Genomic DNA, 13585 nt, shown 5'->3' on the forward strand with positions numbered 1-13585 from the left:
AAAGTTCAACTGATCCTAAGAGTGGCTACTATGTGAAAGATGAATGAACCACCTAAACAGTTTGCCTATTCGTTTCATGCGGCAGCAGACCGCAACGGATTTGTGTTGGGACGATAGTAACACCCGGAAATACGCATGATAGTCACATCTTAGAGCCTCTTTTTGGCAAAGAAATACCCTATACACGTCCTCGAACAAAAGAAGGATTCTTCCGCAAGCATGACTATGTGTACGATGAACATTTTTGATTGTTATCCCTGCCCATCGGGAGAGATATTAAAATACACAACAACAATTAAAGAGGGCTAAGTACCAAAAACCCTCGAAAGAGGGTTACTTGTTATTTTCCTTTGGAAACCAATCCAAAATTCAACTACATTGATTTATTATTTTTTTTGAAAAAAGATAAAATAAGATCGGAAATTATATAAAGAATAACTAAAGATGTAAAAAGGAAAAACCAAATATTGTTATTACCTTGATTACTAAAAATTAATATGAGACCTAAAATAGTAATAACAAACTTTATTAATAAAATTAACTTATTCATATTTTAATTAACTCCTCCAATAATAAATTTGATTTTTTATACTAATTCCGATGGGTGGGTAACATTAAACAAAAGGAGGGTGCAACCATAAAAAAACCAAAAAAATCTTTTATTTCGACAGCTATTGTAACTACACTAGCCTCTTCAGTTACTCCTATTGCTTTTGCTCACGATGTGTCACCTATTAATAATCAAGAAATTCAAGAAACAGAAAAATTAAGCGAAAAATATTTCATGAACAACTCAACATTATTCAATCAATATATGGAATTAGATTCAAACAAAAAAGAATACCATTTAACTAATAATGCCAAAGATGTATTAGATTATCAAACAAACTTTAAGGGGACTTAAAAAATTGTCGATGCAGGCAATGCTTACTTTCGCTGACATGAATGTGAAGAAAATGGCCAATTGGACATGGCAAGGTCCCAAAATGGCCTAACATAGTGGGCTCGTAGAGACTCAATTCCTTAATATTGAGCAAAATCTAAAGGGAATTTCAAAAGGGGTTCGGAATGTTTTAATTCCGAACCCCTTTTGTCTAAATAAAATTTACAATTAGTTTTTAAAGTTATTGCTAGATTCCTCTATGGTTAATATTAAATACTTTTTAGAGGTAATAAGATTAATAAATGAAAAACATAAGGAAATCGAGGCAACAATAAATACAACTACAATGCTATATCGCTGGCCAAGTATCCCCATCATAAGAGTTGATATACCGAATGTTGCCATTATTAAAGAACTCTGTACAGCATAAACCTTAGCCAAAAGCTTTTCCCTAACTAAACTTTGGATGATTGTATGAATAGAAATCATCCTCAGTTCTTCAAATAAACCAAATATACCAATAAGCAAAAGGGAAAGGTAGGGATTTACATTAATTCCAAATAAAAAAGTCATTAGAAAAACCATAAAGGCTCCTAACAATAGCACATTCTGAATATTTTTGTTAAGGAAATCAGATTTTCTATATCCAAGTATTCCTGCTAGAAATAAGCCTAATAATAAAGCCGTGTTTATATAACCCCACCACTCAGTTCCTACATTTAGCCTTTTGTCTATAAAAGGGTATAGAATGGATGATACCCAAACTGGACTAGCTATAGAACCAAAAAATAGGGTTGAATGGAGGACACGCAGCCTTTTATCTTCTGCAATTATTCTCCAGCCTTCAAACATTGAAGTCATTTTACTTCCCTTTACTGATAGTTCTTCCAATTCTTCAGACTGTTTCTTTTCTTTGACTTTAACGAATGCCAGTAAGGAGGTAGATAATACATACAAACTAAACGTCAAGATTAATAGCCCATTAGAATGCAAGAATGCTGCTAATATACCACCTGCGGCCCATCCACCCATCTGAATGAATTGATATATAGAAGACATAAGGCTATTTGCTTTTAATAAGTATTCTTCCGAAACAAGTTGAGGTATTAATGCACTACTTGCTGGATTAGCGAAACTATCTAAAAACGTGATAAAGAAAATAATTATATAAATCGTTACAATCGTATCTTTCGATAATAATAATGATTCGTATAGGGTTAGCACCAGTAAGATACAAGTTTTAACTAATTGAGAGTTAAATAAAATTTTTTTTAACGTGTATCGATCTATAAGAAGTGGTGCTAATAATCCTCCTAAAAATCCTCCAAGCATATTTATTACAGGAACCAACGAAACATAAAATAAAGAATTTGTTACATTGTAAACACTTGTTATAAGCGCAACAATATAAAAAACATCTCCAGCATTTGCTAAAGATTGTCCTCCCATCAATACATTAAATGATTTATTCTTCAATGCAAACAACCCCTCTTATTTAATTTTTCTAAGAGAAAAAATATTTGTTTACATTGGTTTCACTCCTTGAGGACTTATTAGAAATATTTCACACAATTTTGTACTTTATGTACCAATTACAATGAATAATTCTTGTTCATTGTGATATCGAGTAATAAAAATTTCAAATTAGGAAGAGAGGGTGTTTGTTTAATATTGGAAATATTTGCATTAATAATGATAGCACATAAAAATACTGTTTAGAAGTGACAATAAATTTTCTTATTTAAGTATCGGCAGTATATCTGTTATTTAAAATAGGATGGATTCTACTGTAAGTAAATGTTTTTCTTTATTTAAGATATAATCATTGAAAGATTTATACTTTCAAAAGACCGCCAATTGGCGGCCACCTTTTAGGTCAACAAGTGACTTAATTTGTGTTCCATTTATGTACATTAAACTCTTAAAACTCAATATTGATAATGACGCCTCCTCTTTAAGCTCCCGAAGTTGCTGCGTCAACATTTTTTGAGTAATTGCGGGTATCAAGCTTTTTATTCATTTTTACGTTTCTTGCCAATGTTAGATGAAAGAGGATTACAGGTTTCCACTTTCCTCCAACCACCTCCAAAGTTGCCTCTACCGCAGTGTTGTAGATCTTTTCAGGCTCCTTCATTACACACCTCGCCTCCCTTTTCCGAATTTTTTTCTATCCATCTGATTTCCTTTAGCAAATTCAATCTGTAACTGCTCCCACCGTATCGTCATCAAGATAAAATTAAAATACACGAAAACGAAAAAAGCCCCCATCGAATAAAGCCCTATACATGTATAATATTAAAATTTTTATACACAATAAAAAAAGTTGAAGGATAAGCCTTTAGTAAAAGTAATGAAGGAGACTTTTAAATTGACACAAAAACAACAATATCAGCAAGCTATCAATGCAGCTCTACAAGCCCAAAAAGCTGTTCAATCTGCTCAAGCTAATGAGAATTCACAACAATTCCAACAAGCACAGCAACAGCTTGAAAAAGCTCAACAACAACTTCAAGAAGTTCAACAGTCTTGGTTCTAGTTCCATCTACATAAAGTAACGTTCTTGCTGCATCAAAATGAATAATCACTTGAAGAGAATAAAGCAGATGGAATAGTGAAAAATGCTATAGTGCTTTCAATACGTTCTCTCCCGGATGAGAATAAATAGGGTCTCTTAATATTTTTAACATAGTCATAGGCTTGGAAGCAGTTCAAGTCATTACATCGCGGATTTTTTTCGTTTTGTGCCTGTAAACGTCAAGTAGCCCCAAAAACACGATGAAAATGGTGTTTTCGGGGCTACCTTTTTTTGCTTCCCTTTTTATTGGCACCTTGAATGAGGATGGTACCTCCATTGACCAATGCAAGACTTTGTCTATTTCTTTTTTAATTGTCACATCACTATACATGATGGCACTCATCTGGCTCTTCAAGGAAGTCAAAAGAGGATATAAATATGCTCTTTTCAGACTGTAGACAAACTCGATAAATAATTGAGTTTGTCTACAGGTTTTTTGAGGTTTTGTAAAGTTTGAACGTTGGTTTCCATTCCAGGCACTCGCTTTCCGGAAGCGGTCCGCCCTCGGCACCCTTTACGCCTGCGGGGTCTCCCTTGGACGCTTTTCCCGCTGGAGCCTCGCACACCCTTTCCAATCAACTTTGTTTTAACATTTAGATAGAACCCCTTTTACCACAGATTCCAGGAATTTTCTAATTATAAATAATTAAGAATTTTTATCTTGAAAATGGTAGAGCAAGAAGTGCTGTTTTGCGAGAAAATGCGGTGTATACGGCATGTCGTTTCGCAGCCAAGAAACTATAGTGCCTATCAAAGCTGAAGACCCGTGCCATATAGCTATATCTTTTTGAATTCCTGCTTTATAAAAGAAAGAATCATTTCCCAAAACTTCTAACCTTTCAGTTATTATTTCGGTTAGCATATTTAACAAGCGTTCAGTAAAGATAGGTACCCTCTTCGAACCTAATATCACTTTATAAAATTTAGCATGTCTAGCAATATGATCAAGCATCCGCACCAGCATTACAAAATCCGTATCGTCAGTGGCACCCTCGTTCACAGGTTGACTGTTCACCGCGGGCTGAATATCTTTAATCATATCATCAGCCATTTTTTCTAGCATATCCGGTATATCCCGATAATGGAGGTAAAACGTAACACGGCTAATTGTAGCGCGCTCCGCTATACGGCTAACAGACATTCTCTCAATATCCATTTCCTGTAGCAAATCAACAAAAGCCTCTTTTATTAAAAGCCGCGTACGAAGAATTCGGGGGTCTGTATGACCCTTGTAATTATCCATCATTTTACTTTTCCTTTCTCCTTAGTATTAAAATATACAATTTCTTTAGGTAATGTACAATATTCCCCAAATAAACAACACAATTAGATTTAGTGTAAACTAATTTACATTTTGCGTTTTATTGTAAATTGTAAGAACGGAAATTCCTAACTATAATCTGTTTTATACAGTGTTAATTATCTTACACATTGTAAAATAAATCTAGTGAGAAATAGAAAGGAAGTTTATAGTTTGAGTAAAGGTATCAATACAACTAGTAGGTCCATTAAAAAAGGACCTATCTTGTTCATTATGATTTTGGGGGCTTTTCTAGCCACGCTAAATCAGACAATCATGAGTGTTGCAACCCCAGAACTAATGGTTGATTTTAATATTTCGGCGGCAACTGCACAATGGCTGACAACTGGCTATTTGCTAGTGAATGGTATTCTAATTCCAATCACAGCGTATTTCATGCGAAGGTTCACCACCCGCCAGCTTTTTCTAGCTTCGATGCTAATCTTTCTTGCAGGCACGATAGTATCAGCTGTAGCAACAAACTTTCCGGTTCTTTTGACTGGGCGCATGATTCAGGCAGCGGGAGCTGGCATTATTATGCCACTACTTACGAATGTCATTTTCACAATCTTTCCTCCTAATAAAAGAGGGGCAGCCATGGGAATGGTAGGCTTTGCGATCATTTTTGCGCCTGCCATCGGTCCTACTCTAGCAGGATATATCCTGGAAAACTATGAATGGGAATTAATGTTCTATGGTATGATTCCGTTTACCCTTTTGGTGATTATCTTCGGCTTTATTTTCCTGAAGAATGTCTCGGAACAAGTTATCACCAAGATGGACATTATAAGTGTAATCCTTTCTACTATAGGGTTTGGCACTCTGTTATATGGCTTCAGCCGAGCAGGCAGTGAAGGGTGGTCCAGTAGTGAAGTACTTGTATCTATTGCAGTAGGAGTCTCAGCACTTGGACTTTTTACCTGGAGGCAGTTAACTTCTCAGGATCCACTGCTGGATCTCCGGGCCTTCAAGTATAAAATGTTCTCCCTTACAACCATTATTAACATTGCGGTTACCATGGTTATGTATGCAGATATGATGTTGCTTCCACTGTACTTACAAAGTGCACGCGGCTACACAGCTTTAGAATCCGGATTGTTACTTCTCCCCGGTGCGCTTGTGATGGGCTTCTTAATGCCTATTACAGGTAGGCTGTTTGATCGATATGGTGCAAAATGGCTGTCCATAATTGGGTTAATAATTACGATTACTACAACGATCGGCTTTATTGATTTGACAGATTCAACTAGCTATACCTATTTAGTTCTCATGTCTACGGGCCGTCGTATCGGAATGGCACTGATGCTTATGCCTATTCAAACTGCAGGTTTAAATCAATTGCCTTCCAGCTTGACTGCTCATGGCACAGCAATCTCCAATACCATTAGACAAGTAGCAGGCGCAGTTGGTACATCCCTTCTTGTAACAGTTATGACGAACCGTACCGAAACACATTTTAAAGAAATGATGTCCACTGGAGGAAATATGGCAGGTCAAGAACATATGATAGTAGAAGCCACCATTCAGGGCATTAATGATGCTTATGTTGTAATTATAGCAATTGGAATTATTGGATTAATTCTTTCGTTTTTTATTAAACGTGTAGGGCAAGCCTCTGAGGAAGATTCTGGTACTAAAGTACAAAAAGTTATGATCAAAGAGTCTTAAGAGAGCATAATTTCAATCACTGAATGAAAAAGGAAGAATTCCGAACAATTTATTAGTGATCATGCTTATAGTGAATCTGTTCTAAATATTCATTGGTAGTAGGGAATTCCATGTATTGAATATTAAAATTGATTTGCTACAAGCATGATTATTTATAAAGTAATATATGTATCAATTTTGAAGGAGGAATAGTATGGATAAAGAAGTATTTTAATATCAATAAAGAAGCCCTTGAATATAGATCGCCAAAAACTTTTCGATATTCAGGAAACACTTGATCTAAAGTGGTATGAAACTGAAGTTTAGCTTACACATACATATTTGTTACGATTTCCTGTTGCCTTGACAAATTCCGGGGGTCCAAAAGCTAAATTCCTAATATCCCGGACAGGATTCTTAAACTCTTCCCCTTTACTATTTGTATAGAATATTAATTTATCTAGGTCAGTATGTGATAAATTAGTAAGAAACGTTGTAAAGCTCTCTTTATTTTGCATAACAAGCTCTGCACAGACTTCTATATCGACCTCTGACCAGATGGGCAGTCGTGAACTGTCAAATCCTCGTAATCTAGTTATCCATACTTTTTCTGCAAGCAGGATATGGGAAAACAAACGGCTCACCTTTTGAATTTTATCTTCAATACTTTGCAATGTTTTAAGAATACGTTGATTAGCCCAATTTAAATGCTCATACATCTTTTAGAGAGTTTTCAATGAGAGTCACACCACCAATGATTGGATTTTCCATTTTAAAAATCAATTTTCCTCCACTTCTGTATTACCATATAACTCCATTGATTCGAGTGAAATAAAAGGATTCTTATTCAACAAAACTTTCCCGATAGTTGCATAAAGAAAAAGCTGCATAAAAGACAGGTTCGATCTTAAGCCAGTGCACCTGTCATTAAGAAAAGCGCTAACCTAAAAAATGACCATGTTAGTTATTGCTCTCATAAATTCTTGAACTACTTCCCCAAGGATGGTATCCATCACCTATATAAGAGAATCCATATTTTTCATAGTATCCAATGTGGTCAGTACAAAGGAAAACTTTATTGAATCCTGCTTTTTGGGCATCGGTCTTAGCACGGGAAAGAAGCTCTTTCCCTAGAGACCTGCCACGATAGCTGTTTTCAATATAAAGAGCACATATCCAAGGCCATAAATCCATACGACTGATAAAATCATTGCTAATTAGACCTGCACAGCCAACAATTTCCCCTGAATCCTCCATTAAATACCAAATAGGAAACGGACTGTCCGTTGTTATGCTGTGTGTAATACAGTCCTCATATACTTTCATACTGTTTTCATTTGCCCATTTACACTGAAAATATTTAATCGCTTTTTCTTTATACTCTGGATGTTCTCTAACACTAATAATTTGCATATAACTCTCCCTTCGTTATCTTTTTTATAAATTTTTTTCAAGTGAAATCCTTACTAGAATATCGGACTCGTTAATTGAAGATGAATTTTAACCCAGCTTTTCAATTGATAAAATCCCCTCTAGATAGCAATTGTACCTTAAGGGGACCATATTAATAGTAAATCCAAGCAGTCTTCATTCTCAAGTGTTTATGTTAGTCCATATTGATTTGCCCAAAACTTTCGAACTTCTGAGCAAAATAACTTGAAGTAAGATCAGATATATGAACGCCAGTATTTTTTGTTGTATGAATAAAGAGACCATCCCCTAGATAAATACCTGCGTGGGTTATCTCTTTACTTGAATCTGTATCTCTAAAAAATACTAAGTCCCCTGCCTTTGGATTTTTGAGTTTCGGCAGCAAGGAATAGTAGTCCGCTGCCGAACCACGTTTAACGGAAATGCCCTGCTCCTTCATGACCCAATAGATAAAACCGCTGCAATCCATTCCAATAATCGGATCATATTCTCCTAAAGCATAAGTAAACCCACGGAGAGTATATGCATACTTGATGACATCAAGAGCTTTATCATAGGAAGCCTCTTGATTTGCATAAAATGGATAAAGGGGATTGCTGTATATTTGAAGATACTGCCCCTGCATCAAGCTATCAGTTGGTAAAGCATTACGCTTTTTGATTGTACCCACAGAAACACCATATTTTTCCGAGATGCTTTTAAGGGTTTCATTATTTTGAACGACATGCTCTCCCTTGGGTGTATACGTTTTATACGCGACTTGGAATTGTGCAAAATACTTTTCTGTGATAGATCTCACCTGAACTGTCTCTGCTCCATATCCAGAATTAACAAACTGATTTCCCCCCAGATAGATCCCAGCCGTCACGATTTTTGAGCTTTCCTTTTCAAGAAAAAATATAATATCTCCAGTCTTAGGGGTATCTGTAACCATTCCTTGCTTATAATAGCCTTCAACTGACAAACGGTCGATGGGCACCTTTTGTCGGGAGAGTACCCAATAAATCAATCCGCTAGAATCGAAACCATTTATAGGTGTCTCTTCTCCAGCCGTTTTTTTAAATCCTGTAAAGGTTTTTGCATAATTTCCAATCTGTTTCCCTCTCTCTGACCATTGATAGATGGAAGGAGTATATACAGTCTTAATGATTAACTGCTGGCCCACATATAACTTATCATCCGGTAAACCATTCGTCTTCATTAATTGCTCTGCCGATATATCATAAGTCGCTGCAATCGATTCTACCGTTTCTTGAGAGGATACAGTGTGCACTCGATCTGCCGCTTCAACTTTTAAGCCAGGTAAAAAAGTAAAACTAACCATGCCTAGCAATAAAAGCAACATACTCCCTAATATTCTTTTCCCCATTTTATCCCTTCCTTTATAACTAAAAATATCTTAATATTGTCATGCAGATTTTCTTCCTTCTTAATAAAATATTCCCTGTACAACTTTAACACAAAAATACTATTAATTGGATTACCTTCCACTTTTTCTTATTGAGCTAATCCGTCCCATTAATTGATTTTCCCTCCGCCCAATTCGGTATCAAAGAATTTATCTTTGATTAAACTTAATATGGATCTAAGGCGGTGATAATGGACGATTTCATCAAAGTAGTATTGGTGCAGCAATCCAAATACTTGCTATGATTAGAGAAAAAACTATCCTTATGATCATTGAAATCATTAAAAATTTCATTTAATAACAATAAAATGAAAAAAACAATCAAATCTGAAAAATGATTGTTCGACCTAACAAATAAAATTATAGTATATTTACATTATTTATCCGACATATTTTCTGACTTAACATCAAAAGGCCGCCATTGGCGGCCTTCCAGACTGTAGACGCTTGAACTGCCCCGTAAATGTTAGACACCAAACTAACATCAACCATTCAACCACTTTTTTGTCAGGAGAAAGAGTACGATTGTACCAAATATAAATTAAATTCAACAACAATAGCTACACTAGTTAATGTATTTACAGTACCAATATTCCATCCCGTCAGTCTACTAATCCTATATTCATTAACCATACGTTCGAGAGGAACAAATATCATTAAAGGCATGCAAAATACTACCTGTATTTAATTTCAAGAAATACTTCACTAAATCCCCCCACTCTTCTGCCCCTAGCTCCATAAGAAAAAGAGCTGCACTTCAAAGCAATTCTATTATTGAAGTAAAGTATCTGTTACTTTAAAAACAAAATTTATTTATTAGGCACTAATAATACTGTTTTTATTTTTAAAGTAAATATACAAATTAAATATGCTTAACCCTAAAATTATAAGAAACATATATGAGGAAATAACGTCTCCTGCTATATTTAATTCATCAGCAATGTATCCCATAATAATAAGATTAATACCAGAAACAATTATTGAAATTATTGAAGTAATACTAACTGTGAATCCATTAACAAGGTTACTTCGTTTCTTAGCCAATAAAATAATGGAAATTATAATTAAACTAATTATAAAAGTAATAAAAACTAATCTTAAAAAATCGTAAATTTCCAACCCTTCCATAGTTATCCTCCCTATTATTCTATTCCTGCTTATATTACCACAAAAACCCATTATTCCAGCAATGCCAAAAAGACGCATCTTAGCACGTTCTTGAAACGGCTTAATTGTTCTATATAGTTCGAAAAGGTTTTACGACTGATTATAGTAATTTAAATCTTTCCAACCTTCAAAAGTATTTCTGAAGTTTCTTGATAAATCATTATCTTTACTAAGAAGTAGAATCGCTGAAGAGTCCCACAAAACCAATTCAACTTTTGCCTTAGGATGTTGGATATTTGGAGTTCCCCCCCAAAGATTTGGATTGCCGTCTGCATATGGTTCTACTTTAATGTCATCTAAATCAATTTTCTCGTTTTTATCAAATGCCGAAAATACACCCCAAATAAAATAAAAATCTTTATTATTAGCAAGTTTCTTTAGATTTTCGCCTGTAATCCAGAAGTTATTATGAAGGTCGTCAAAAATCCGATAATCTTCAAAGTAATCAAGGTAATTTTCTGGGTTTGACCAATCTAAATCTGTAAGTAGCCAATTATAATCTTTTTCGAGCCCGTTGAACGAGTTTAATATTTCTTTTAACTCGAAGAACCCTTCTAAAATGGTTTTCATTTCTTACACCTCACAACTAATATCCCTTTATTTTATCACTTTTTTTAAAACTTCCACTTTAGTTCCATAAAAAGAGTTGACCTTCACAGACATTAAAGAACTATTGCACTCGTTCAATCAACAAGATACTCAATTTGTGTTGGGTTTAATCCTAAATACTTTAATTACCAATTGCTATTAACTTTTCAGTAACGCTTCGTTGTTTCCGTATATCTTTTACTGTATTCTTCATTAATCTGAAGATACCCCTGCAACTCTTCATTAACTTCAACAGATTCTTTTAAGTATCGTGTCTCTTTTATTGTGTTTGCAATAAGAAATCAATTCTTACATCACTATCCATACATTGTCCGCCTTTTTTCAAAAATTAATGATATTCATATTATATCAGCACCTTGTACAACTAAACTGCCCTGAGACGGCCGCGGCACCCTCTGTTATAAGTAATTAAGTATACAATTTTAAAAAAACAGTTTGATTACAAACCTTTCTATAAACTAAACTGCTTGCTTATATTTATTTAATTTGCTAATATAACTGACGAACGTTCGTTAAATTAGAGGTGATATTATTGAAAAGCAATGAAATTAAGGAAGCAGCTTTAAAATATTTTACGATCCATGGTTATGAAGGAGCATCACTATCTCTAATAGCTGAAGAAGTCGGCATGAAAAAGCAATCCATTTACGCCCATTTTAAAGGCAAGGATGATCTTTTTCTGAAAGTTTTACGTGATGCGAAAGAGGCCGAGCTATCTTCAAAGCTCCAATATTTCAGTAAAGTTGATGCAAAAAATCCTGAAAAAGATTTATACGGGTTTCTAAAATTGACCATCGATCTTTTCCAAAAAAATGAGCATTTAAAGTTTTGGCTGCGTATGTCCTTTTTTCCGCCAGCCCATCTTGAAAAAGCAATCGGACAGGAAGTCATGGATATCGAGGAAAAGGTGCAGGCGATATTGGAAGGAAAATTTCAGGATTGGATCAATGCTAAATTAATCGTCGAAGAAGCAGCAACTACGCCGACCTTTGCTTTCTTAGGAGTAGTGGATTCCATTCTGCTGGAGCTTGTATACGGCAATGATGAGCAACGGCTGAACGATAAATTAGCATCCTCTTGGAAAGTATTTTGGAGAGGTATTTCACAAAAATGATTCACATAGAAAGAGGTGTTAATACATGAATAAACCAATTAAGGAACAAAAGGCGATATTAATTATTCTTCTTAGCAATATATTCATTGCCTTTCTAGGAATTGGACTCATCATCCCCGTTATGCCATCGTTTATGAATATCATGCATTTATCAGGAAGTACGATGGGCTATCTTGTTGCCGTATTTGCGGTATCACAACTTGTTATGTCACCATTCGCAGGTCGTTGGGTCGACCGTTACGGCAGAAAGAAAGTCATCATTATCGGCTTATTCCTTTTTGGTGTTTCAGAACTTATCTTTGGTGTAGGCACGAACGTATCCGTGTTATATATATCAAGGATCCTAGGGGGAATTAGTGCCGCCTTTATAATGCCAGGTGTTACTGCATATGTTGCAGATATTACATCAGTTCAGGAACGGCCAAAAGCAATGGGGTATATTTCGGCCGCCATTAGCTTGGGCTTTATTATCGGACCTGGTATCGGTGGCTTTATTGCGGAATATGGTATACGCTTGCCCTTCTTTCTTGCGGCAGCCATTGCTTTTTTAGCATGCCTTTCATCAATATTTATGTTAAAAGAACCGCTAACAAAGGAACAGCTTGCAGAGGTTTCTGCTAATGCAAAACAAACAAACTTTATTAGCGATTTAAAAAGATCACTTAACCCGCTTTACTTTATTGCGTTTATCATCGTATTTGTACTCGCTTTTGGTTTATCAGCGTATGAAACTGTTTTTAGCCTATTTTCTGATCATAAATTCGGCTTCACGCCGAAGGATATTGCAACTATCATTACAATAAGCTCAATCTTCGGAGTTGTTGTGCAAGTATTTATGTTTGGAAAACTGGTAGATATCCTTGGTGAAAAGAAGTTGATTCAATTATGTTTAATCATCGGCGCAATATTCGCAGTGGCTTCCACTTTGATATCTAGCTTTTTGGCAGTACTGGTGGTAACTAGCTTCGTCTTTCTTGCATTTGACTTGCTTCGTCCGGCATTGACGACATTTTTATCGAAAACCGCCGGGAAAGAGCAAGGGTTTGTTGCTGGAATGAACTCAACCTATACGAGCTTAGGGAATATCTTCGGACCAGCAATGGGAGGAATACTATTTGACGTAAACATCCACTATCCTTATCTTTTTGCTGCTGTCATTATGGTCATTGGCCTAGGTATTACAGTCATTTGGAAAGAAAACCGATTAGCAGATAGATTAGCTTAATAACGAGGCGCCATCTGGATAATTAAAGACCAAGATTGCCCTAATATGATTATTAAAGTATATTTCGAGCTGGAAAACTCTTAAACTTGTATTATACTTTTCTTTTGAATAGAGACCCCCTGTCCATTTTGGGCAAGGGGTCTTTATGCCTCTAGGTGTTAGAAGCTTTCGCTCGATGAGGACTTTTAGGTTTTTATATCATAATAGTCATGAGCCGGTGCGCTGG

Annotated in this window: 12 protein-coding genes and 3 pseudogenes; 6 read left to right on the forward strand and 9 right to left on the reverse strand. The window is 35.4% G+C overall.

Going from position 1 to position 13585, the window contains the following annotated elements; genetic code table 11:
• Positions 1–2: 2 nt before the first annotated feature.
• Positions 3–306 (forward strand): annotated as a pseudogene (locus tag ACQKKK_RS11645) (IS5/IS1182 family transposase); the annotation flags it as partial.
• Between the two features lie 298 nt (positions 307–604).
• Positions 605–904: a hypothetical protein gene (locus tag ACQKKK_RS11650; RefSeq protein WP_427616333.1), complete on the forward strand. Its 300-nt coding sequence runs from the start codon at positions 605–607 to the stop codon at positions 902–904.
• A 207-nt stretch (positions 905–1111) separates the two neighbouring features.
• On the opposite strand, the gene ACQKKK_RS11655 is transcribed toward ACQKKK_RS11650, so the two are convergent.
• Both ACQKKK_RS11655 and ACQKKK_RS11660 read right to left on the reverse strand, forming a co-directional pair.
• Positions 1112–2359 (reverse strand): MFS transporter, encoded by a 1248-nt coding sequence (locus ACQKKK_RS11655; RefSeq protein WP_427616334.1) that lies wholly within the window; start codon positions 2357–2359, stop codon positions 1112–1114.
• 471 nt (positions 2360–2830) lie between these two features.
• Positions 2831–3017 (reverse strand): annotated as a pseudogene (locus ACQKKK_RS11660) (winged helix-turn-helix transcriptional regulator); the annotation flags it as partial.
• A gap of 234 nt (positions 3018–3251) precedes the next feature.
• Between ACQKKK_RS11660 and ACQKKK_RS11665 the strand changes: the two are divergent.
• Positions 3252–3419 (forward strand): hypothetical protein, encoded by a 168-nt coding sequence (locus ACQKKK_RS11665; protein WP_427616335.1) that lies wholly within the window; start codon positions 3252–3254, stop codon positions 3417–3419.
• A 685-nt stretch (positions 3420–4104) separates the two neighbouring features.
• Here the strand turns inward: ACQKKK_RS11665 and ACQKKK_RS11670 are convergent.
• Positions 4105–4701, reverse strand: a complete 597-nt coding sequence (locus ACQKKK_RS11670) for a TetR/AcrR family transcriptional regulator C-terminal domain-containing protein (protein WP_427616499.1) — start codon at positions 4699–4701, stop codon at positions 4105–4107.
• A 291-nt stretch (positions 4702–4992) separates the two neighbouring features.
• On the opposite strand from ACQKKK_RS11670, the gene ACQKKK_RS11675 reads away from it, so the two are divergent.
• Positions 4993–6426, forward strand: a complete 1434-nt coding sequence (locus ACQKKK_RS11675) for a DHA2 family efflux MFS transporter permease subunit (protein WP_427616500.1) — start codon at positions 4993–4995, stop codon at positions 6424–6426.
• Between the two features lie 202 nt (positions 6427–6628).
• Here the strand turns inward: ACQKKK_RS11675 and ACQKKK_RS11680 are convergent.
• From ACQKKK_RS11680 to ACQKKK_RS11705, 6 genes and pseudogenes are all read right to left on the reverse strand, one after another.
• A pseudogene (locus ACQKKK_RS11680) lies at positions 6629–6793 on the reverse strand (IS110 family transposase); the annotation flags it as partial.
• Positions 6729–7040 carry a hypothetical protein gene (locus ACQKKK_RS11685; RefSeq protein WP_427616510.1) on the reverse strand — a complete coding sequence of 104 codons (312 nt, stop codon included), beginning with the start codon at positions 7038–7040 and terminating at the stop codon, positions 6729–6731. The pseudogene ACQKKK_RS11680 and the gene ACQKKK_RS11685, both read right to left, overlap by 65 nt.
• Positions 7041–7365: 325 nt before the next feature.
• On the reverse strand, positions 7366–7818 hold the full coding sequence (locus tag ACQKKK_RS11690; RefSeq protein WP_427616336.1) for a GNAT family N-acetyltransferase: 453 nt from the start codon (positions 7816–7818) through the stop codon (positions 7366–7368).
• A gap of 193 nt (positions 7819–8011) precedes the next feature.
• Positions 8012–9205 carry an NlpC/P60 family protein gene (locus ACQKKK_RS11695; protein ID WP_427616337.1) on the reverse strand — a complete coding sequence of 398 codons (1194 nt, stop codon included), beginning with the start codon at positions 9203–9205 and terminating at the stop codon, positions 8012–8014.
• 855 nt (positions 9206–10060) lie between these two features.
• On the reverse strand, positions 10061–10372 hold the full coding sequence (locus ACQKKK_RS11700) for a hypothetical protein (RefSeq protein WP_427616338.1): 312 nt from the start codon (positions 10370–10372) through the stop codon (positions 10061–10063).
• 129 nt (positions 10373–10501) lie between these two features.
• Positions 10502–10981: a hypothetical protein gene (locus tag ACQKKK_RS11705; protein WP_427616339.1), complete on the reverse strand. Its 480-nt coding sequence runs from the start codon at positions 10979–10981 to the stop codon at positions 10502–10504.
• A 562-nt stretch (positions 10982–11543) separates the two neighbouring features.
• On the opposite strand from ACQKKK_RS11705, the gene ACQKKK_RS11710 reads away from it, so the two are divergent.
• On the forward strand, positions 11544–12134 hold the full coding sequence (locus tag ACQKKK_RS11710; RefSeq protein WP_427616340.1) for a TetR/AcrR family transcriptional regulator: 591 nt from the start codon (positions 11544–11546) through the stop codon (positions 12132–12134).
• A gap of 25 nt (positions 12135–12159) precedes the next feature.
• A complete protein-coding gene (locus ACQKKK_RS11715; RefSeq protein ID WP_427616341.1) occupies positions 12160–13359 on the forward strand; it encodes an MFS transporter in 1200 nt (399 codons plus the stop codon).
• Positions 13360–13585: the final 226 nt, after the last annotated feature.

Source organism: Peribacillus sp. NPDC006672, from assembly GCF_050274955.1.
In the GTDB taxonomy this organism is placed as follows: Bacteria; Bacillota; Bacilli; order Bacillales; family DSM-1321; genus Peribacillus.

Excerpts from the sequence above, each read along its gene's own strand:
- ACQKKK_RS11700 (WP_427616338.1), bottom strand. The coding sequence starts at position 10,372 with ATGGAAGGGTTGGAAATTTACGATTTTTTAAGATTAGTTTTTATTACT.
- ACQKKK_RS11695 (WP_427616337.1), bottom strand. The coding sequence starts at position 9,205 with ATGGGGAAAAGAATATTAGGGAGTATGTTGCTTTTATTGCTAGGCATG.
- ACQKKK_RS11690 (WP_427616336.1), bottom strand. The coding sequence starts at position 7,818 with ATGCAAATTATTAGTGTTAGAGAACATCCAGAGTATAAAGAAAAAGCG.
- ACQKKK_RS11705 (WP_427616339.1), bottom strand. The coding sequence starts at position 10,981 with ATGAAAACCATTTTAGAAGGGTTCTTCGAGTTAAAAGAAATATTAAAC.
- ACQKKK_RS11715 (WP_427616341.1), top strand. The coding sequence starts at position 12,160 with ATGAATAAACCAATTAAGGAACAAAAGGCGATATTAATTATTCTTCTT.
- ACQKKK_RS11675 (WP_427616500.1), top strand. The coding sequence starts at position 4,993 with ATGATTTTGGGGGCTTTTCTAGCCACGCTAAATCAGACAATCATGAGT.
- ACQKKK_RS11670 (WP_427616499.1), bottom strand. The coding sequence starts at position 4,701 with ATGGATAATTACAAGGGTCATACAGACCCCCGAATTCTTCGTACGCGG.